Consider the following 19,538-nt stretch of genomic DNA (forward strand, 5'->3'; position numbering starts at 1 on the left):
CCGCTCGTGGCCTCTGCTCCCGGTCCGCTCGTGGCCTCTGCTCCCGGTCCGCTCGCGGCGTCTGCTCCCGGTCCGCTTCGGGCCGTCCCTGGTCCAGTCTCGCTGGTGGCCGTCGGCCTTGCTGCGCCGTCGCACGCCGCCAGCATCAGCAGCACCGCCACCAGCACCGCCATCCGCAGCGCCGTCATGACCGGCCGCCCAGCCGGGCCGGGGTCGGCGCGAGGCTGTGGTCCGTCCACACGAGGGCGTCCCTCGGGGGCCGTCCGCCGGACCGGTCCACGACGCGACCGGCCCGCCCGGCCGGCGCCTCGATCCTGCTGTCGATTGCAGTCATGCCGGCACCGTAGGCCCGAGGCGTACCACCGCCGGCCGGCCACGACCGGCACAGGACAGCGCCTACGCCGGCGCCGGTGCGGTGGCGGGGCGGGCGGCGGTGTCGAGGGTGTAGCGGCGCTGGATCAGGATCGCGGCCAGCATGAGGGCCGCCGGGACGAGGCCGAAGCCGAGGCGCACCGCGAGCAGTGCCGCCGGTGACTGCGGGGTCGGCTCGTCCGAGGAGCTGGCGACGAAGCCGCCGGCGGCGAGGCAGGCCGCGTAGACGTACGGGCCGAGGGCGCCGCCCAGGGCGTCGGCCGCCGTCCAGACACCTGTGTAGCCGCCCGCCTTGGCCGGGCCGTCCGGGCCGGCGGCCGCGATCACGTCCGGGACCATCGAGAACGGCAGGAGCTGCATCGCGGCGAAGGCGATGCCCAGCACCGCGACCGCCGCCACGAGCACCACGAGACCGGCCGTGGCGCCCAGTGCCAGTACCAGCGCACCCGCGACGAACGTGAGCTGGGCGGCGAGGAGGCCCCGCTGCTTGCCGAAGCGGCGGGCGAACGCCACCCACAGCGGCGTGGTGAGGATCGCCGGGGCGACGAACGCCGCCACCAGGACCGTCGTCAGGGCGGGGCGGTCCAGCTCGTACTCGGCGAAGTACGGCACGGCGGCGAGGACCAGGTGGGTGGTGGTCGACATCGCGAGGTACGACGTCACCAGGGCGCGGAACTGGCGGTCGCGCAGCGCCGCGAGCAGTCCGCCGTGGGAGGGTGTGGCGGGTGTGAGCGGGGCGGCGCGGGTCAGGCGGGTCACCCCGAGGACGCCGACCAGCATGGCCGCCAGCATGGCCAGGCCCAGGGCCACGCCCATCGTGCCGTAGGCGGCGCCGGCGAGCAGCGGGGCGGCCACGCCGCTGAGCAGGATGCCGACCGTCAGCACGACCATGCGGAACCCCATGAGGCGGGTCCGCTCGTGGTAGCCGATGGCGAGGTCGGCCGGCGTGCTGAGATAGGGCACCTGGTACGCGGCGAAGAGGAGGTTGCCGGCGATGAACGCGACCGCGACCCAGAGGGCGGCGCCGGGGCCGCGCAGCCCGTTCGGCACCGCGAACAGGACGGCGAACGCGACGGCCAGGCCGCAGCCGAGCAGCAGCAGGCGGCGGCGGTGGCCGTGGCGCGCCAGGTCGGCGTCGGAGACGCGGCCCACCCACGGGTGCAGCACGACGTCGGCGATTTTGGGCACCAGCAGGGCGAACCCGGCCAGCAGGGGCGCGACGGCGAGGACGTCGGTCATGAAGTACAGCAGCAGCAGCCCGGGCACCGTGACCCACACGCCCATGCCGACCGACCCGGTCGCGAAGGGCAGCAGGCCGCGCAGCGGCAGGCGGGTGTCCGTCATCGACCGCTCCCTAGCCTCTTCCCTCGGGCCGTGGCTAATCCAACGTGCGATGGATAATAGGCGACGATGGACGACATGAACACCCCGCGCCGCCGGCCCGGCCGTCCGCCGCAGGCCGACCCGCAGGCGACCCGCGAGCGGATCGTCGCGGTCGCCACGGGCCTGTTCGCCCGCCACGGCTTCGACGCGGTGAGCGTGCGGCAGGTCGCGGACGCGGCCGGCGTCGACGTGGCGACGGTGCACCACCACACGGGCGGCAAGGCGGTGCTGTACGAGTCCTGCTTCGCCCGCGTCTTCACCGCCGAGCAGCGGGCGCTGGAGCCGGTGCTCGGCGGGTCGCCGGACCTGCACCGGGTGCTGGACGCGTTCCTGGACTTCCTGGAGGAGTGGCCGGAGAACACGGGCCTGTGGCTGCGCCGCTGGCTCGACCCGACCCGCCACCAGGGGATCGACGAGCGCTACTCGATGCCGCTGTACGAGCGGGTCGAGCGCCTGCTGGCCGCGGCGGGCGAGCCGCACCCGCGCATCGCCGTGCGCAGCCTGATCTGGGCCGTCCACGCCCACGCCGTGCGGGCCCTGCACGGCGAGGTGCCCGACGAGGAGCGCGCGGCCCTGCGCGAGTTCGCGCACCGCTGGGTGTCGCGGATGTACCCGTCAGCCCCGTAGGCCGTCCGCTGAGATGCCGAACATCTCGTGGGCGACGCCGAAGCCCAGGTCGTGGACCAGCCGGCGCTTCCAGGGGCGCTGCACGATGGCGTGGGTGAGGCGCCGGGCCGCGCGGGGGCTGCGCATGATGCGCTCGGCGATCTCCCAGGCTCGCGGCAGCAGCCGGTCGGCCGGCAGCACCTCGTTGACCAGGCCGAGCTCGAGCGCCTGGCGGGCGCTGATCGGCTCGCCGGTGTAGAGGTGGTACGCGGCCCGCTTGGTGCCGAGCAGCTCCTGCAGCGTCAGCTGCTGGCCGTCGCCCGGCGCGACCCCGGTGGGCAGGTGGGGATCGACGATTGTGGCGGTCTCGGTGGCCAGGGTGATGTCGCACAGCAGCGCGAACTCGGTGTGGGCGATGCTCGGTCCGTTGATCGCGGCGATCGTCGGGATGTCGATGCCGAAGACGAAGTTCTCCAGCAGTTTGATCGCGTCGTAGTAGGTGCGCTCGTAGGCGAAGTCCTTCGGGCGGGCCTCGCGCATGAGCTTGCGGGTCGCCTCGCCCGCGTCGGACGTGTCCGGGGCCGGCGGCAGGGTGAGCCAGTGCTCGCCCGTGCCGGTGAGGATCAGCACCTCGTTGTCCGGGTCGTTGCCGATCTCCTGCCAGGCCTGGCCCCAGGCGTTGTGCACGGCGAAGCCGAACTGGGCGGGGCCGCCGTCCGTGTGCATCCGCAGTTCGAGGATGCCGTCACGCCGGTGCATCACGAAGTAATCGGCGTACTTCTCGGCGTACGACTCGAGGCGGGGGCGTGGGACGTATTCCTCGGGCATGGTGGCCACCTTCGCTGTGCGAATGAAGTGGAGCAGTGCTCCGAATATATCGAGCACTGCTCCGGTTATCAACCGGAGCCTTGACGGGCGGCGGCCGGGTGGCGCAGTATCCAACGCGTGTTGGATTATCGGGTCGCGGTCGTCGGGGCCGGGCCGGCCGGGCTCGCCACCCTCAAGGCGCTGCGGGACCGGGGGATCAGCGCGGTCTGCTTCGACGCGGGGGAGCGCCCCGGCGGGCTGTGGGTGCTCGGCGGGCCGCATTCGTCGGCGTACCGGACGCTGCACCTCAACACCAGCCGCACCCGCACCGAGTTCGCCGACTTCCCCATGCCGGCCGACTGGCCCGACTACCCCGGCCACGAGACCGTCGCCGGGTATCTGCGCGACTACGCCGAGCGGTTCCAGCTGGAGACCCGGCAGCGGCACACCGTGACCCGCGTGGCCAGGGCGGACCGGCACTGGTCGGTCACCGCCGAGGGTCCACAGGGGACGGTCGCGGTCACCGTCGAGGCCGTCGTCGTGGCCAACGGGCACAACACCGTGCCGCGGTGGCCCGAACCGGCCTACCCGGGCGACTTCGCCGGCGAGCAGCTGCACAGCCACGACTACCGCGACCCGGCCCAGCTCGCCGGCCGGCGCGTGCTCGTCGTCGGCGGCGGGAACTCGGCCATGGACATCGCCGTCGACGCCTCGCACGTCGCCGGCACCACCCTGCTGTCGGTGCGGCGCGGGGTGTGGATCGTCCCGAAGTACCTCTTCGGCAGGCCCTCCGACACGCTCAACGGGGCGCTCGCCAAGCGGCTGCCCTGGCGGGCCCGGCAGCGGATCAGCCAGACCATGCTGCGGCTCGCCGTCGGGCCGGTCACGCGGTACGGGCTGCCGGCGCCCGCGCACGGGTTCCTCCAGGACCACCCGACGCTCTCCGACGCGCTGCTGCCGCGCATCACGCACGGCGAGATCGGGGTGCGGCCGGCGATCGAGCGGCTCGACGGCGGGGACGTCGTGTTCGCCGGCGGCCGGCGCGACCCCGTGGACCTCATCGTCTGGTGCACCGGCTACCGGGTGGAGCTGCCGTTCCTGGACCCGGCGCTGCTCGGGCCGGACGGGGCCGCGTCGCTCCCGCTGTACCGCCACATCTTCCACCTCGACGAAGAAGGACTGATGTTCGTCGGCCTGATGCAGTCCACCGGCGCCGCCCTTCCCGTCGTCGAGGCGCAGGCCCGCCTGGTCGCGGCCCGGCTCGCGGGCGCCTACCGGCTGCCGTCCGGGCAGCGGCAGCGCGAGGACTGCGCCGCCGAGCTGCGCTCCGCCCGGGAACGGTGGGGCGAGCGGCGGCCGGCCATGCGCATCGACTTCGACGCGTACCTCGCCCTCGCCGCCGCGGAGCTGCGGGCATGAGCAACAAGGGCATGACCGGCAAGGGCATGACCGGCAAGCGGGTCATCGTCACCGGGGCCAACGGCACCTTCGGCAGGCTCCTCACCCGCCGGTTCACCGGGGCGGGCGCGACCGTCGTCGGCATCGACCTCACCGCCGCCCCCGGCGTGCTCGCCTGCGACCTCACCACCACTGCCGTGGCGGGCGTCGTGGAGCGGGCCGTCGCCGAGCTCGGCGGGCTCGACCTGCTGGTCAACAACGCCGGCGTCGGCGGGCCCGCCCCGGCCGAGCTGGCGCCCGACACCGTCGTGAAGCGGCAGCTGGAGGTGAACCTGCTCGCCGCCTGGCGGACCACCGCCGCCGCCCTGCCGGCGCTGGAGGCCGGCCGCGGCCGGGTGGTGTTCGTCGCCAGCCGGATGGCGGTGCTGCCGCTGCCGCTCGCCGCCGCGTACGGGGTGAGCAAGCGCGCCCTCGTCGCGTACGCCGACGCGCTGCGCCTCGAGGTGGGCAGCCACGTCGGGGTCAGCGTCGTGTACCCGAGCATGGTCGCGTCCCCGATCCACGACAGCACCGCCGCGGCGGGCCTGTCGCTCGACGGCGTCTCCCGCTACGAGCCGGCTGAGGGCGTGGTCGACGCGATCGTGCGCGCCGCCACGGCCCGGCGGGCGCCGCGCGCCGTCGCGACCACGGCCCGCGGCCGCCTCGAGATGGCGATCGCCCGGCATTTCCCGTCGCTCGCCGACCTGCTCGTCCGGCGCACGGTCCGCTCCCGGCTGGCGGCCGGCGCCTTCGACGGCGCGCCACTCGCGGCCGGCATGCGCCGCCGGTACGGCGGTCCCACGAACGGGTGACCCGCTTGACGAATCCCCCACGGGCCACCCGGCGGTCGCCGTAGCGTTGGCCGCGGGGGTGAGCGGGGGATGATTCGCGGGTCGGCGGCCGCCGTGGTGGGACTGGCCGCGCTCATGCTGGCCGGATGTGCGCCCGCCCACGTGTTCGCGGGACCGCTGCCGTCCGCGTCGCCGACCGACCTGCAGCCGGGCCTGCTGACCGGGGGTGACCTGCCACCGGGGTACATCCGGATCGCCTCGGTGACGAATGCCGACGGTGCGGTGAGCATCGACGGGGGTGACTTCCCCGGCTGCCCGGCGCTGGAGCCGATGACGACGGAGCGCACGACGGCCGCGGCGGTGACCTACAGCCGGGGAATCGCCGGTCCGTACCTCACGCACGCCCTCGTGCGGTTCCCGCCCGGCGAGGCGGCCGCCTCCATGACGAGGCTGGCCGAGACCGCGACGTCCTGCCACCGGTTCACCCAGAACCTGGCCGGCGTGACCGTGACGTTCACGGTCGAGTCCCTCCCGGCCCCGCCGGGCCTGGCCGACCAGGCGGTGGCGCTGCGGATGACCGGCACGACGAACGTCGACCTGTCGGTGAACGCGGAGACCGTCGCGCTGCGCCGCGGCGACCTGGTGGTCTGGCTGACCGACATGTCGATCGGCCCCACCCCGCCCGGCATCGCGGTGTCCCTGGCCGAGGCCGCCACGGACCGCTGCCGGCAGGCCCTGCCCGGCTGCTGACCCGGCCGGCTGATGGGGTCCGGCTGATGGGGTACTGCCGGTACCCGGAACGACAGCCACTCCCACCCACGCGGCGGCCCGGATTGGATGGAACGGGCAAGGGTAGGCGCACAGCGACCCGCGAGAAGGAGGAGTGACATGGTGGCCTGGACCGACGAGGAACTCGATCGGGTCGGCGACGCCGACGAGCTGCAGCTGGCCTCCCGCCGCGCCGACGGCACGCTGCGGCCGTACGTGACCATGTGGGTGGTCCGCGAGGGCCACCAGATGTATGTGCGCTCGGCGTACGGGCCGGACAATCCGTGGTACCGCCGGGCCAGGGCGAGCGGCATTGGACGGATCCGGGCCGGCGGCGTGGAGCGCGACGTGACCTTCGCCGACGCGGCAGCAGACGCCCACGCCGGGATCGACGCGGCCTACCACGTCAAGTACGACCGCTACGGTCCGGCGTACGTCGGCCCCGTCGTCGGTGCCAAGGCGGCACCGGTCACCATCCGCCTGGTCCCGGCATCCTGAAGGAGGAACGCGTGGAGCACCGTCCGGAGGTCATCGTCGGCAAGGCGCTCAGGGGCCGGCGGGACGACGTCGTGCTGGCCACGAAGTTCTTCATGCCGTTCGCCGACGACCCGAACCACCGCGGCGGCTCCCGGCGCTGGATCATGACCGAGGTCGAGCACTCGCTGCGCCGGCTCGGCACCGACCGCATCGACGCGATCGTCCCACCCGGCATCACCCTCAACCCCGCCGACAACGGCTGGGTCAGCCCCTCCCTGCAGCCGTCCGCCCGCCGACGCGGAGGTACCACAGCATGATCACCCGACACGGGACGCAGAAGGCCACCCCGGGGCCGGCCGAGAACTTCACCGGCGACGTGCAGGTCCGGCCGCTGTTCGGCGCGGAGGAGACGGCGCCGTACAGCGGCGCGTACGTCACGTTCCAGCCCGGCGCCCGGTCGGCGTGGCACACCCACCCGGCCGGGCAGCGGCTGGTCGTCATCGAGGGCGTCGGCCGGACCCAGCGCTGGGGCGGCCCGGTCGAGGAGCTCCGCCCCGGCGACGTCGTCTGGTGCCCGCCCGGCGTCCGGCACTGGCACGGCGCCGCCCCGGCGTCGGCGATGACCCACCTCGCCCTCACCGGCATCCGCGACGGCCAGGGCGTCGAGTGGCTGGAGAAGGTCACCGACGAGCAGTACCACGCACACTGAGGCAGGCGGCGGCGGACCGGGTTGCGGTCCGGCCCGGTTGGTTGGCACTGTGGCGGGGTGATCGCCGACGGTGAGCACGTCCGGGTTCCCGAGCAGCGGGTGCTGCCGTCCGTAACGCCGCCCTGGGGGCTGCGTGGTGTGCCGATGCGGGGGCGTGCCGCGGCCCTGCCCCGGGACGGGTCGGTGACCGTGCTGCACGGCATCGGCGGGGTCGGGAAGACCCGCCTCGCCCTGGAGATCGCCGCGCTCGCCGAGGACGCCGGTGTCGCGGTGTGGTGGGTGCAGGCCGGCGACCGGGCGGCGTTCGAGGACGGGATGCGGGCGGTCGGCTACGCTGCCGGGGCGTCGCGCGAGGACTTCGCGGTGGCGAACCCGGCGGACGTGGTGTGGCGGGCACTGCACCGGCTGACGTGGCGGTGGCTGCTCGTCGTGGACAACGCCGACGATCCGGCGGTCGCCGCGGGGCAGGGGCGCGGTTGGATGCGCGTGCCGCGGGCGCCGGGGGCGGTGGTCATCACCAGCCGTGACGGTCGGGCCGAGGCGTGGGCGGACTGGATCACCTGCCGGCCGGTGGAGCCGCTCGATGCGCAGGCGGCGGCGGAGGTACTGCTGGGGCTGGCGGCCGAGGCCGGAAGCGCCGCCGAGGCGCGCCGGCTGGGGGAGCGGCTCAGCGGCATTCCGCTGCTGCTGCATCTGGCGGGCTCGGCGCTGCGGCAGGCCGGCGAGGTCCCGGCCCGCTGGGCGCCGCCGGGTGCGCTGCGGACGTTCGACGGGTACCGGGCGGCGGTCGAGGCCGCGGCGGGGGTGGACGGGCTCTACGAGCGCATCTGGGAGATCAGCCTCGACCAGCTCGACCGCGCGGCGCTGTCCCACGGCCGCGAGCTGCTGCTGGTGATCTGCTGCTTCGCCGACGCGCCGTTGCCGTACGAGGAGGTCCTCGATCCGGCGGCGCTCGGCGTCACGGCGGCGGAGCTGGTGCGCACGCTGCGCGGGCTGGAGGAGCTGGGACTCGTCTCGCTGGGGCCGGGGGAGCTGACGGTGCACCCGGCAGTCCGGACCGCGGCCCGGGCTCACCCGGAGCTCGCGCCGGGGCTGGCCGCGGCCCTGCTCATCGCGGCCGCCGGGCGGATCGGGCCCGGCGTCGCCGGCGTTCGGGCGTGGGCGAGGCTGGGCGAGCACGCCGCGGAGGTCCTCGGCCGGGTGCCCGGCGCCGGTACGGCGGTGCTGGCCGAGGGCGCGGCCCGGCTCGCCGGTAACGGCCTGCACGGCCAGGCCCTGGTCCTGTACGACGCGCTGCCGGGCGCCGGGCAGGACCCGGGCACCCGCCGAGCGAGGGCCGGCGTGCTCCACGAGATGGGCCGGCACGAGGAGGCGCTGGCCGAGTTCGACGCCATGCTGGCCGGCGGGCATCGGGGCGACCTGGTCGCCATCCGGCACGGCCGGGCGCAGGTGCTGCGCGAGATCGGCCGGCACGAGGAAGCGCTGGCCGAGTTCGACGCCGTGGTGGCGATCGAGGATCAGCCGGGCGGCGCCGTCCGTCGCGCACGGGCGAGCGTCCTGCGCAAGGTGGGGCGTTACGAGGAGGCGCTCGCGGAGTTCGACGCGCTCCTGGCGGTCGGCCGGCGGGACACCGTCCTGGCCATCCGGCACGAGCGGGCGCGGGTGCTGCGCGCGATGCGCCGCCACGACGAGGCGCTGGCCGAACTCGACGCGGTGCTGAGTGCCCGGCGTGCGCTGCACGACGAGCGCGACTACGACGTCCTGAACGACCGTCACCAGCGGGCCCGGGTCCTGCGGGAGCTGGGCCGGCACGGGGAGGCGCTGGCCGAGTTCGACGCCGTGCTGGCGATCGAGCGGGACCTGCGCGGTGAGCAGCACGACAAGGTCCTCGCCGGCCGCCACCAGCGGGCCCGGGTCCTGCGGGAGATGGGCCGGCACGACGAGGCGCTGGCCGAGTTCGACACGCTGCTCGCGATCGAGCGCGGACTGCACGATGAGCAGCACAACTATGTCCTGAGCGCGCGTCACGAGCGGGCGCAGGTCCTGCGGGAGCTGGGTCGCCACGGAGAGGCGCTGCCCGAGTTCGACGCGCTCCTGGCGGTCGAACGTGCGCTGCACGGCGAGCAGCACACCTACGTGCTCAACACCCGCCACGAACGGGCCCGTGCGCTCGTTGCGGTGGGACGGGTCGCCGAGGCCCTCGCCGAGTTCGAGGCCGTTGCCGAGGGGCGGCGGGTGTTGCACGGGGCCGGGCATCCGCGGACCCGGGAGAGCATCGCCGCGGCCGAGTCGATCAGGGGTTGACCACCTCGTGGGCGAGGCGGCGCAGGTCGGGCACCGACGGGTGGCTCGGCGGGTCGCGCCAGGCCAGGTACACGTCCACGGCCGGGGCGTCCGTCAGCGGGACGTAGCGGATCGCCGGGTTCGGGTGCATCGCCTCCGTGCCCGTCGACGTCACCCCCACCGCGTCGCCCGCCGTGATCAGGGCCAGCCAGTCGTCCGTGTTCTTCACCGTCAGGACCTGGGTCGGGGCCGCGCCCGTCGGCCACAGGGCGAGGGTGGTGCTGCCCGTCACCGTGTTCAGGGCCAGGGGCTGGGTCGCCAGGTCGGCCAGGGTCAGGCTGGACCGGCAGGCCAGGGGGTTGTTGTCGGCCAGGGCCGCCACGCGGGGCTCGCTGGTCAGGTGCTCCCAGCGGACGTCCGGCGTGTCGATCGGGCCGCGCAGGACCGCCGCGTCCACCGTGCCGGCGGCCAGGCCGGCCGTGCGTTCGTCCAGGCGGAGCAGCTCCAGCAGGGTGCCGGGGTGGGCCTGCTTCCAGCGGCGCAGCAGGGTCGTCGTGTGGACGCCCAGGGCCGACCAGGCGTGGCCGAGGCGCAGCGGCCACTCGTGGGTCGGGTCGAGGGCGTGCTCGACGGCGACCATCGCGGCGGCCGCGCGGCGGCGGAACGCGTGGCCGGCCGCGGTCAGGGCCAGGTGGTGCGTCGAGCGGTCGACCAGGCGGGTGCCCAGGTGGGCCTCCAGCTGCTGCAGCGTGCGGGTCAGCGCGGGCTGCGTCAGGTGCAGCCGGGCCGCCGCGCGTGTGAGGTTGCCCTCATCCGCGATGGCGAGGAAGCCCCGGAGGTGCCGTAACTCGATGGTCATGTGTGACGAGCATAACCGCAGACGGACGGGCATTTCAGCGCGGGTGGCGCACTGCATAGCGTCGGGCCCATGGCCGACACGATTGCCGTCGAAGCGCCCCGGGACCGAGGGGTCGGACTCGTCCTGGCCAGCCAGACGTCCGTCCACAGTGGAGCGGCCGTCGCCACGATGCTGTTCCCGCTCGCCGGGGCCGCCGGCGTCGTCACCCTGCGGCTGGTGATCGGGGCCGCCCTGATGCTCGCCGTCTGCCGGCCCAGGGTGCGCGGCCACCGGGCCCGCGACTGGACGCTGCTCGCCGGGTTCGGGGTCGTGCTCGCCGTGATGAACTTCCTGTACTACCTGGCGATCCAGCGGATGCCGATCGGGCCCGTGGTGACCCTGGAGGTGCTCGGCCCGCTGACCCTGTCGGTGCTTGCCGGCAAGGATGCGGCCCGCTGGCTGTGGGCGCTGCTCGCCCTCGCCGGGGTGGCCCTGCTCGGCTTCGGCGGCCTGCGGGCCGGCGGGTTCGACCTGATCGCCGCCGGGCTCGCGCTCGCCGCCGGAGCGTGCTGGGCGGGGTACATCATGCTCAGCGCCCGCACCGGCAGCCGCTTCCCCAAGCAGGACGGGCTCGCCCTCGCCATGACCGTCGCCGCCCTCGTCGCCCTACCGCTCGGCGTGACCACGAGCGGCGGCGCCATGTTCGGGCCGGTCACCCTCGCGCTCGGGGCGGCGGTGGCGGTGCTGTCCTCGGTGCTGCCGTACAGCCTGGAGCTGGCCGCCCTGCGCCGGCTGCCGACCAGCACGTTCGCGGTGCTGATGAGCCTGGGGCCGGCGATCGCCGCGCTCGCCGGGTTCGCCATCGCCGGGCAGGCGCTGTCGGTCGCCGAGATCGCGGCGATCGTCCTCGTGGTGGCGGCGAGCGCCGGAGCGGTGCGGAGTCGTACAGTCGCCGAGTGACCGAGTTGCGCATCGGCATCCTCGGGGCGGCACGGATCGCGCCCGCGGCCCTCATCCGCCCCGCCCGGGTCGTGCCCGGGGTGACCGTCGCCGCGGTCGCGGCGCGCGACCCGGCCCGGGCCGCCGCGTTCGCCCGCCGGCACGGCATCCCGACCGTGCACCCGGGCTACGCGGAGCTCATCGCCGACCCCGGCCTGGACGCCGTGTACGTGCCGCTGCCGAACGGCCGGCACGCCGAGTGGACCCTCGCGGCCCTCGACGCGGGCAAGCACGTGCTGTGCGAGAAGCCGCTCACGTCCAACGCCGACCAGGCCCGGGAGGTGGCCGCGGCAGCCGGCGAGCACGTGGTGATGGAGGCCTTCCACTACCGCTACCACCCGTTGATGCGGCGGGCGCTGGAGCTCGTGCCGCGGCTCGGCGAGCTGCGGCACGTGGAGACCAGCATGTGCTTCCCGCTGCCGAGGTTCAACGACATCCGCTACGACCTGAGGCTCGCCGGCGGCGCGTCCATGGACGCCGGCTGCTACGCCGTCCACGCCCTGCGCACCCTGAGCGGCCAGGAGCCCGACGTGGTCGCCGCCCGCGCGCTGCTGGCGAAGCCCGGCGTCGACCGCGCCATGGTCGTCGACTACGTGTTCCCCGGCGGCGCGACCGGCCGCACCACCGCCAGCCTCTGGTCGCGCCACGTGCTGCGGCTGTCGGCCCGGGTCACCGGCGCGAAGGGCTCCCTCACGCTCTTCAACTATCTGATGCCCAGTGTGTACCACCGGCTCACCGTCACGATCGACGGCCGCACGCACCGGGAACGGGTGCCCGGCGAGGCGACCTACACCCACCAGCTGCGCGCGTTCGCCGACGCGGTGCTGCGCGGCGGGCCGAACCTCACGCCCCCGGCCGACGCGGTCCGCACGATGGCGCTCATCGACGCCGCGTACCGCGCCGCCGGTCTGGATCCGCGAACCTGACGGCGAGCCCGTCGAGCAGCACGTCGAGGCCCAGCTCGAACTGCTCATCGAGGTCGAGGTCGTAGCCGCCGGCCGCGCCGAACGCGGCCATGAGCGCGGTGAAGCGCGGATAGCGGCCGCTGCCGGTGATCCCGGCGAAGCCGGCGCCGTTGACCGCCATCCACCCGTCCTCGTCGATGCCGGTGTCGGCCAGCGCGCGGGCCTCGCCCTCCAGCTGCATCGCCAGGCCCTGAACGTGGCTGAACACCAGGACCTGGAGATCCTGGAGACTCTGCGGGTCGAGCCGGAACGCTCCGACGGCCTGGAACGCCTCCAGCATCCGCTCGCCGTGCGCCACCAGGTTGGGCAGCGGCAGCGGCCGGGTCAGCGGGGTCACGTGCGCCAGCCAGGGGTGCCGGCGGTACAGCGCCCACATCGTGCGGGCGGCCCGCGCGAGCAGGTCGCGCCACCCGCCCGGCTCGCCGGCGCCGGCGACCTCCACCGCCTCGCCGAACGCGGTGTCGGCCATGAGCAGGATGAGCTGGTCCTTGCTGGTCACGTGCCGGTACGTCGACATGGTGGCCACGCCGAGCCGGGCGGCGACGCCCCGCATCGACAGCGCGTCGAGGCCCTCGGCGTCGGCGAGCTCGATCGCGGCCCGCACCACCTGCTCGCGGGAGAGCGGCGCGTCGGCCGGAACGGCGGTGGTCGTCACGCCGGCGACGACCGTGCCGACCCGCGGCTGCGACACGACGACGCCCTGCTGCTGGAGCGCGGTGAGGGCCTTCGTGGCGGTGGCGAGGGCGACACCCCAGTCCTTGGCGAGCTGTCGGGTCGACGGGAGGCGGTCGCCCGGGGTGAGCCGGCCGTCGGCGATGCGGGTCCGGATGTCGGCGACGATCCGCTCGTACTGTGCTAGTGCAGCCATGGCTGTCATAGTACACATTTTTCCTTGTCAGAGGCTGTATGTACGCCGTACATTCAGTGCGTACGAGGTACACCTCACGGAGGAGAAGTCCCATGAAGGTCCTGATCTCCGGCGCGAGCGTCGCCGGTCCCGCCCTCGCCTGGTGGCTGCGCCGGCACGGCATCACGCCGACCGTCGTCGAGCGCGCCCCGGCGATCCGGCCGGGCGGCCAGGCGATCGACGTGCGCGGCGCGGCCCTCACCGTGGTCGAGCGGATGGGCCTGCTGGAGCCGGTGCGCGCCGCCCGCACCCGGATGCGCGGGTCGTCCATGGTGGACAGCGACGGCAACGAGCTGTGGCGCTCCACCGAGTTCGCCCCGAGCAGCGGCCGGTTCGACAGCGACGACGTCGAGCTGCTCCGCGAGGACCTCACCGCGCTGCTCGCCGCGCACACCGCCGGCGTCGACCACCGGTTCGGCGACTCGATCGCGTCGCTGCGCCAGGACGACACGGGCGTCGACGTGCAGTTCGCCGGCGGGGACCGGGAGCGGTTCGACCTGGTCGTCGGCGCCGACGGGCTGCACTCCGGCGTGCGCCGGCTGGCCTTCGGCGAGACGCCGCTGCAGCACCTCGGCAGCTACGTCGCGGTGTTCACCGCCGGGAACGTGCTCGGGCTCGACGACTGGCAGGTGTGGGTGCGCAGCGACAGCGCGGGCGCCGGCATCTAGTCGGCGCGCGAGAACACCGAGCTGCGGGTGAACGTCGGCTTCTACTCGGATCCCCTGCAGTACGACCACCGGGACATCGACGCCCAGAAACGGCTCGTCGCCGAGCGCTGCGCGGGACTGGGCTGGGAGATCCCGAAGCTGCTGGAGTTCATGTGGGACGCGCCCGACTTCTACTTCGACGCCATGGCGCAGGTGCACCTGCCGGCGTGGTCGGCCGGCCGGGTCACGCTCGTCGGCGACGCCGGCTACTGCGCCTCGCCGCTGTCGGGGCAGGGCACCAGCCTCGCCCTCGTCGGCGCCTACGTCCTGGCCGACGAGCTCGCGAAGGCGGGTGACCACGTGACGGCGCTCACCCGCTACGAGGAGCGGCTGCGCCCGTTCGTGGCCGCGAACCAGGCCCTGGCCACGGAGAACCCGGGCCAGCCGGCGTCGGACGAGTCGATGGCGGCGGCGAAGGACGCGATCGCGCTCTGAGTCGAGATCCGGACCGACCGCTGCGGCGGGGTGGTGGGGTGCCCGATCCTGCTGTCGTGCCCCCCACCCGTTTCCTTGCCGCGGCGGTCCTGTCGGCTGCCGTTCTGCTGCCCTCGACCCCGGCCGCGGCCGAACCGCCGGGGAGGCCCGCCTGCCCCGAGACCAGCCCGCAGCTGGCCGGCAAGCACTTCCAGCCCGGTGACGAGGTCCCCGACCTCACGTGCGCGAACCTGCGCGACGCGGTCCTCGACGGCGTCGACCTGACCCAGGCCGACCTCACCGGGGCCGACCTGCAGGGCGCGTCGCTGCGCGGTGCCGACCTCACGCAGGCCGACCTCGGCGGCGCCGACCTGCGCGGCGCCCACCTGGACGACGCCGACCTGACCCAGGCCGACCTGTCCGGGTCCGACGCCCGCGGCACCTCGTTCCGCGGGGCCGACCTCAGCCAGGCCGACCTGATCGGCGCCGACCTGCGCGAGGCCGACTTCATCACCGCGTCGGTCATCCAGGCCGACTTCACCGAGGCCGACCTGCGCGGCGCGCAGACCTGGTGGACGCTGTCCATCCAGGCCACCGTCTCCGGCACCAAGGTCGACCTGTTCGACCCGCGCACGCCCCAGGCCGGCTGGCTGTACATCCTCGCCGGGTTGTGGTTCCTGGTGCGCACCGTCATGCGGCGCAAGGGCGGTGGCAGCACCTCCGGCACCGTCATGTCGACCGTCGGCTTCCTGTTCATCGGCGGCTTCACGTGGGTCTTCGGCTGGATGCTGTTCGCGATGCAGTTCGTGACGGTGCTCTACCCGCTGCTCGCCGGCGCCGCCCTGGTCGCGGCGGCCGGCGTGGTGCGGCAGCTGCGGCCGTCACCCGCGGGCAAGACCAAGCATCTCCTCGTATGACTCGATGAACATCGTCGCCTTGATGCCGGCCGTCTCGGCCGGCCCGAGCACCCCCACCTCCGGGGCGTAGGAGGCGCCGCCCTTGGGCCCCAGCGGCAGCACGATCGCGTCCGGCGCGGGCGTGTAGTCCGCCAGGGGCCCGCCGGCGAGCAGCGCCCGCACGTTGGCCGCCACCACTTCGGCGTGCGCCTGCGCGAGCCGTGCCTGCTTCAGCTCCGGTACCGCGGTGAGGTCGCCGATCGCGAACACCCGCTCGTGCCCGGGCAGCCGCAGCTGGGGCGTCACCGCCAGCCGGCCGTCGGGCTGCCGGGCGGCGGCGAGGTCGTCGCCGAGGTACGACGAGTCGACGCTCGCGCCGTAGCAGGCGAACGTCAGGTCGGCCGCCGGTGCCTGGCCGGCGCCGGTGCCCAGCAGCAGGCGCACGCCCAGCGCGGCGAGCTGCTCACGGACCGACGCGCGGAACTCGTCCGGGAACCGCCCGCCCAGGATGTCCGGCGCCGGGTCGGCGATCGTCACCTCGACGGCCGGCCACGCGGCCTTGATCTCCCCGGCGAACTCGATGCCGACCGCGCCCGCGCCGAGCAGCAGCACGTGCCCGGCGTCGCTCAGCGCCCGGTGCGTGGCGGCGAGGCGGTCCCGGTCGTGCGGCTCCGGCTTCACCGGGAACGGCATCGCCGAGCCGGTGGCGAGAATGATCACATCGGCGTCGAGGTGGGCCCCGGAGGCCAGGTCGGCGCCGGCCGCGGTCACCCGCACCGCCCGGTCCCGCACCACTCGGCCCCGGCTGAGCAGCCGGTCGTACGGCAGGAAGATCCGCTCCGCCCAGTCCGGGTCGGCGACCGCGCGCAGCGCGGCCACGTTGTGCACGAACACCTCCCGCGGCTCCACCAGGGTCACGTCCGCCACGTCGTCGAGCGCCTTCGCGGCGGTGATCCCGCCGTACCCGCCGCCGATCACCAGAATCTCGGTCATGTCCCGACCGTGCCGCCGCCCGCGGTGGCGGGGGAGTCCGAGGTGAGGGTGGTACCGGCAGGGATACGATCCGCGGCCCGCCCGCTGCTACGGTCGGAGCGTGGCCGACAACGAGCTGGGACGGTTCCTGCGGGCCCGCCGGGAGGCGGTCCGCCCGGCCGACGTGGGCCTGCCGACCGGCGCGCGGCGCCGCACGCCGGGCCTGCGCCGGGCCGAGGTGGCGACCCTCGCCGGGGTGAGCGTCGAGTACGTCACGCGGCTCGAGCAGGGCCACGACCGGCACCCGTCGGCGCAGGTGTTGTCCGCCCTCGCCACCGCGCTGCGGCTGCCCGTCGCCGAGCGCGTCCACCTGCACAACCTCACCAAGGGCGCCGGCGGCTTCACCTGCCGCGGCCCCGACCGGCGGGCCGGCCGGATCGTCCGCCCGACCGTGCGGGCGCTGCTCGACCGGCTCGAGCCGACCCCGGCGGTGCTCGTCAACCGGCTCGCCGAGGTGGTCGCCCACACCGAGGGGTACGCCCGGCTGACGGCCGGCACCGGCGTGCTCGACGCCGACCCGCCGGACACAGTCCCGAACCTCGCCCGGTACCTGTTCACCGACCCGCGGGCCCGGCAGCTCTTCGCCGACTGGGACCGGGCCGCCGACGAGCAGGTCGCCGCGCTCAAACACGGCCCGTTCCGCGCCGACCCGGAGATCGCCGCGCTGGCCGACGAGCTCACCGTCACCGCCGGTCCGGTGTTCGCCGGCCGGGCCGAGACGGTGGCCGGCCCGCCGGTCGGCACCGGCGTGCTGCCGCTGGCCCATCCCGCGGTGGGCCCGCTGCGGCTCGCGTACGAGACCCTCGACCTGCCGGCCGCCGACGACCAGCGCCTCATCGCGTACCTCCCGGCCGACCCGGACTCCGCCGCCGCGCTCGACCGCCTCCTGCACCGCCCCCTCCACGTCGTCGCCGCCGTCGGGTAGCCGATAGCATACCTCCACCATAGGAAAAATGGGGGTTTGCATGCCGGCGGTCGTGGTGACCGCGGCGGCCGCCGGCATCGGCCGGGCCGTCGTGGAGCTGTTCGTGGAGCGCGGATACGGCGTCGTCGCCGTCGACACCGATGCGCAGGCCCTTGCCGCGCTGGCCGCCGACCGGGTCGTGACCGTCGCCGGCGACGTCGCCGACGAGGCCGTCAACGCCGAGATGGTCCGGCTCGCGGTCGCCACCTTCGGGCGGCTGGACGCCGCCGTGCTCAACGCCGGGGCGGGCGGGGCGCCGCCGCTGGAGGACCCCGGGGCCCCGGCCGCGCTCGACGCGATCCACGCCGTCAACGTCCGCGGCGCCGCGCTCGGCATCCGGGCCGCGGCGCCGGCCCTGCGCGCGGCCGGCGGCGGCGCGATCGTCGTCACCGCGTCCGTGGCGGCGCTGCGCGGCGACCCGTACACGTGGGCGTACAACGCCACCAAGGCCGCCGCCGTGAACCTGGTGCGCTCCGCGGCGCTGGACTACGCGCACCAGAACATCCGGATCAACGCGGTCGCGCCGGGCCTGACCCGGACCGGCCGGACCGAGCCGGTGCTGCGCGACCCGGGGCGGGCCGCGGACCTGACCGGGCGCATCCCGCTCGGCCGGTGGGCGGAGCCGCGCGAGCAGGCCGAGGTGATCTGGTTCCTGGCCTCGCCGGCCGCCTCGTACGTCACCGGGGCGGTGCTCGCCAGCGACGGCGGGTTGAGCGCGAGCAACGGGATCTTCACGCCTCCGCGCGCGTAGGTTACCGAACGTCGCGCTCGATGTACAGGTCGTGTCTTGGCGGCTCCGGCGGAGGTAGCATCCGAGCCATGAGGACCGCAGCCGGCCACACGACGGTCGATGCGGGCGCCGAGATCCGGCGGATCGACGACGCCGAACGGTACGTCGCCTCGATCTGCTTCAAGACCGGCCCGCCCGCCTCGATCGGCGTCGAGCTCGAACACATCGTCCACACCCCCGACCACCCCACCCGCCCCCTCGACGTCGCGGCGCTCGGCATCGACGGCGTCACCCTCGCCCACGGCGGCCGGCTCGGCCTCGGGCCCGGCGGGCAGGTCGCTCTCGCCGCCCGCCCGCAGCCCGGCCTCACCGCGCTGCGCGCCGCCGTCGACGCGGAGCTCGACCAGCTCGACGGTCTGCTCGCCAGTGGCGGCTTCCGGGCCGCCGGGCAGGGCATCGACCCGCATCGCGCGCCGCGCCGGGTGCGCTCCTCCCCTCGGTACCATGCGATGGCGGCCTCCTTCGCCCGCCGCGGGGGTGACGGGCGCACCATGATGTGCAGCACCGCCGGGCTGCGCCCCTGCCTCGACGCCGGGCCCGCCGCCGGGCTCGCCGAGCGGTGGGCCGCCGCCCACGACGTCGGGCCGACCCTCCTCGCGCTGTTCGCCAACTCGCGCGTGCACGCCGGCCGCGAGACCGGCTGGGCGTCGACGCGGATGCGCACCTGGTACGGCATCGACCCGGCCCGCGCCGGCACCGTGCCGACCGGCCCCGACCCGGCCGCGGCTGGGCCCGCTACGCGCTGCGCGCCCCGCTGCTGTGCGTGCGCCGGCCGAGCGGCAGCTGGACCGTCCCCGCCGGGGTCACCTTCGCCGACTGGGTCGGCGGCGCGCTGCACCGGCGCCCGACCTACGACGACCTCGACTACCACCTGGGCACCCTGTTCCCGCTGGTGCGCCCGCGCGGGCATCTGCAGATCCGGTACCTCGACGCGCAGCCGGGCCGCGACTGGTTCGCCCCCGTGGCGCTGCTGGCCGGCCTGCTCGGCAGCGACGCCGCCGTCGACGCCGCCCGGGCCGCAGCCGCGCCCGCGGCGGGCCGCTGGATCGAGGCCGCCCGCTACGGCCTCACCGACAGCGTGATCGCGGCGACCGCCCCGGCGGTCCTGGACGTGGCGCTGGCCGGGGTGCCGGCGCCGTTGCGGGCCGGGGTGGTCGCGACCGTCGAGGAGTGCTTCCGGCGGGCGTGGCCGTTCGGGTGACGGTTACGCGCCGATCTGCCGGCCGTTGTCGTGCCAGGTGTTGTTGCTCCAGTCGGGCAGGGTGGCGGCGTTGAGCGCCTGGGTGCCGTAGTAGCCGCCCTTGGGCCAGTAACCGCCGCCGGAGGCGCGCATGAACGTGTTGTTCGTGACCTTGCCGTTGGTGATCTTGTAGTTGGCGTCGTACCAGTAGAA

General features: G+C 74.9%; 22 protein-coding genes and 2 pseudogenes. 17 read left to right on the top strand and 7 right to left on the bottom strand.

The window, feature by feature from the left end; all coding sequences use genetic code 11:
• Nucleotides 1-184 precede the first annotated feature (184 nt).
• Nucleotides 185-334, bottom strand: a complete 150-nt coding sequence (locus tag ABZS66_RS35345) for a hypothetical protein (protein ID WP_354765449.1) — start codon at nt 332-334, stop codon at nt 185-187.
• 62 nt (nt 335-396) lie between these two features.
• A complete protein-coding gene (locus tag ABZS66_RS35350; protein WP_354765451.1) occupies nt 397-1,716 on the bottom strand; it encodes an MFS transporter in 1,320 nt (439 codons plus the stop codon).
• Between the two features lie 75 nt (nt 1,717-1,791).
• Between ABZS66_RS35350 and ABZS66_RS35355 the strand changes: the two genes are divergently transcribed.
• Nucleotides 1,792-2,382, top strand: a complete 591-nt coding sequence (locus tag ABZS66_RS35355; RefSeq protein WP_354765453.1) for a TetR/AcrR family transcriptional regulator — start codon at nt 1,792-1,794, stop codon at nt 2,380-2,382.
• On the opposite strand, the gene ABZS66_RS35360 is transcribed toward ABZS66_RS35355, so the two are convergent.
• Nucleotides 2,371-3,189, bottom strand: coding sequence for an enoyl-CoA hydratase/isomerase family protein (locus tag ABZS66_RS35360; protein ID WP_354765455.1), 819 nt, complete (start codon nt 3,187-3,189; stop codon nt 2,371-2,373). The two genes, ABZS66_RS35355 and ABZS66_RS35360, sit on opposite strands and share 12 nt — an antisense overlap.
• Nucleotides 3,190-3,306: 117 nt before the next feature.
• On the opposite strand from ABZS66_RS35360, the gene ABZS66_RS35365 reads away from it, so the two are divergent.
• The 7 genes and pseudogenes from ABZS66_RS35365 to ABZS66_RS35395 all read left to right on the top strand — a co-directional run bounded on the left by ABZS66_RS35365 (nt 3,307) and on the right by ABZS66_RS35395 (nt 9,654).
• Nucleotides 3,307-4,587, top strand: coding sequence for an NAD(P)-binding domain-containing protein (locus ABZS66_RS35365; protein WP_354765457.1), 1,281 nt, complete (start codon nt 3,307-3,309; stop codon nt 4,585-4,587).
• A complete protein-coding gene (locus ABZS66_RS35370; protein WP_354765459.1) occupies nt 4,584-5,417 on the top strand; it encodes an SDR family oxidoreductase in 834 nt (277 codons plus the stop codon). The genes ABZS66_RS35365 and ABZS66_RS35370 overlap by 4 nt, the downstream gene beginning before the upstream one ends.
• Before the next feature lie 69 nt (nt 5,418-5,486).
• Entirely contained in the window at nt 5,487-6,146 is a 660-nt protein-coding gene (locus ABZS66_RS35375; RefSeq protein ID WP_354765461.1) for a hypothetical protein, read from the top strand.
• A 138-nt stretch (nt 6,147-6,284) separates the two neighbouring features.
• Nucleotides 6,285-6,662, top strand: coding sequence for a DUF2255 family protein (locus ABZS66_RS35380; protein WP_354765463.1), 378 nt, complete (start codon nt 6,285-6,287; stop codon nt 6,660-6,662).
• Nucleotides 6,663-6,688: 26 nt separating this feature from the next.
• Nucleotides 6,689-6,856 (top strand): annotated as a pseudogene (locus ABZS66_RS35385) (aldo/keto reductase); the annotation flags it as partial.
• Nucleotides 6,857-6,954: 98 nt separating this feature from the next.
• Nucleotides 6,955-7,350 (top strand): cupin domain-containing protein, encoded by a 396-nt coding sequence (locus tag ABZS66_RS35390; RefSeq protein ID WP_354765465.1) that lies wholly within the window; start codon nt 6,955-6,957, stop codon nt 7,348-7,350.
• 57 nt (nt 7,351-7,407) lie between these two features.
• On the top strand, nt 7,408-9,654 hold the full coding sequence (locus tag ABZS66_RS35395; protein ID WP_354765467.1) for a tetratricopeptide repeat protein: 2,247 nt from the start codon (nt 7,408-7,410) through the stop codon (nt 9,652-9,654).
• On the opposite strand, the gene ABZS66_RS35400 is transcribed toward ABZS66_RS35395, so the two are convergent.
• Nucleotides 9,644-10,492 carry a LysR family transcriptional regulator gene (locus tag ABZS66_RS35400; RefSeq protein ID WP_354765469.1) on the bottom strand — a complete coding sequence of 283 codons (849 nt, stop codon included), beginning with the start codon at nt 10,490-10,492 and terminating at the stop codon, nt 9,644-9,646. The genes ABZS66_RS35395 and ABZS66_RS35400 overlap by 11 nt on opposite strands.
• 69 nt (nt 10,493-10,561) lie before the next feature.
• On the opposite strand from ABZS66_RS35400, the gene ABZS66_RS35405 reads away from it, so the two are divergent.
• Nucleotides 10,562-11,431: an EamA family transporter gene (locus ABZS66_RS35405; protein ID WP_354765470.1), complete on the top strand. Its 870-nt coding sequence runs from the start codon at nt 10,562-10,564 to the stop codon at nt 11,429-11,431.
• A complete protein-coding gene (locus ABZS66_RS35410) occupies nt 11,428-12,396 on the top strand; it encodes a Gfo/Idh/MocA family oxidoreductase (RefSeq protein ID WP_354765472.1) in 969 nt (322 codons plus the stop codon). Before ABZS66_RS35405 ends, ABZS66_RS35410 begins: the two co-directional genes overlap by 4 nt.
• Here ABZS66_RS35410 and ABZS66_RS35415 read toward each other — a convergent pair.
• A complete protein-coding gene (locus ABZS66_RS35415) occupies nt 12,350-13,303 on the bottom strand; it encodes a GntR family transcriptional regulator (RefSeq protein WP_354765474.1) in 954 nt (317 codons plus the stop codon). The two genes, ABZS66_RS35410 and ABZS66_RS35415, sit on opposite strands and share 47 nt — an antisense overlap.
• 92 nt (nt 13,304-13,395) lie before the next feature.
• On the opposite strand from ABZS66_RS35415, the gene ABZS66_RS35420 reads away from it, so the two are divergent.
• The 3 genes from ABZS66_RS35420 to ABZS66_RS35430 are packed head-to-tail and all read left to right on the top strand — an operon-like array spanning nt 13,396 to nt 15,380.
• A complete protein-coding gene (locus ABZS66_RS35420) occupies nt 13,396-14,010 on the top strand; it encodes an FAD-dependent monooxygenase (protein ID WP_354765476.1) in 615 nt (204 codons plus the stop codon).
• Between the two features lie 27 nt (nt 14,011-14,037).
• Entirely contained in the window at nt 14,038-14,484 is a 447-nt protein-coding gene (locus ABZS66_RS35425; RefSeq protein WP_354765478.1) for an FAD-dependent monooxygenase, read from the top strand.
• A 56-nt stretch (nt 14,485-14,540) separates the two neighbouring features.
• Nucleotides 14,541-15,380, top strand: coding sequence for a pentapeptide repeat-containing protein (locus ABZS66_RS35430; RefSeq protein WP_354765480.1), 840 nt, complete (start codon nt 14,541-14,543; stop codon nt 15,378-15,380).
• Here the strand turns inward: ABZS66_RS35430 and ABZS66_RS35435 are convergent.
• Nucleotides 15,345-16,352, bottom strand: coding sequence for an FAD-dependent oxidoreductase (locus ABZS66_RS35435; RefSeq protein WP_354765482.1), 1,008 nt, complete (start codon nt 16,350-16,352; stop codon nt 15,345-15,347). The genes ABZS66_RS35430 and ABZS66_RS35435 overlap by 36 nt on opposite strands.
• A 100-nt stretch (nt 16,353-16,452) precedes the next feature.
• Here ABZS66_RS35435 and ABZS66_RS35440 point away from each other — a divergent pair, with 100 nt between their 5' ends.
• The 4 genes and pseudogenes from ABZS66_RS35440 (at nt 16,453) to ABZS66_RS35455 (ending at nt 19,346) form a co-directional block, all read left to right on the top strand.
• Nucleotides 16,453-17,316: a helix-turn-helix transcriptional regulator gene (locus tag ABZS66_RS35440; protein WP_354765484.1), complete on the top strand. Its 864-nt coding sequence runs from the start codon at nt 16,453-16,455 to the stop codon at nt 17,314-17,316.
• 28 nt (nt 17,317-17,344) lie between these two features.
• On the top strand, nt 17,345-18,106 hold the full coding sequence (locus ABZS66_RS35445; RefSeq protein ID WP_354765486.1) for an SDR family oxidoreductase: 762 nt from the start codon (nt 17,345-17,347) through the stop codon (nt 18,104-18,106).
• A 68-nt stretch (nt 18,107-18,174) separates the two neighbouring features.
• Nucleotides 18,175-18,792: pseudogene (locus tag ABZS66_RS35450) on the top strand (glutamate-cysteine ligase family protein); the annotation flags it as partial.
• A 116-nt stretch (nt 18,793-18,908) separates the two neighbouring features.
• Entirely contained in the window at nt 18,909-19,346 is a 438-nt protein-coding gene (locus ABZS66_RS35455; RefSeq protein ID WP_354765488.1) for a glutamate-cysteine ligase family protein, read from the top strand.
• A gap of 3 nt (nt 19,347-19,349) precedes the next feature.
• Here the strand turns inward: ABZS66_RS35455 and ABZS66_RS35460 are convergent.
• The coding region (locus tag ABZS66_RS35460; RefSeq protein WP_354765490.1) for a hypothetical protein at nt 19,350-19,538 on the bottom strand (189 nt) is incomplete at its 5' end.

Origin of the sequence: Dactylosporangium sp. NPDC005572 (assembly GCF_040605515.1) — a bacterium.
In the GTDB taxonomy this organism is placed as follows: domain Bacteria; phylum Actinomycetota; class Actinomycetes; order Mycobacteriales; family Micromonosporaceae; genus Dactylosporangium.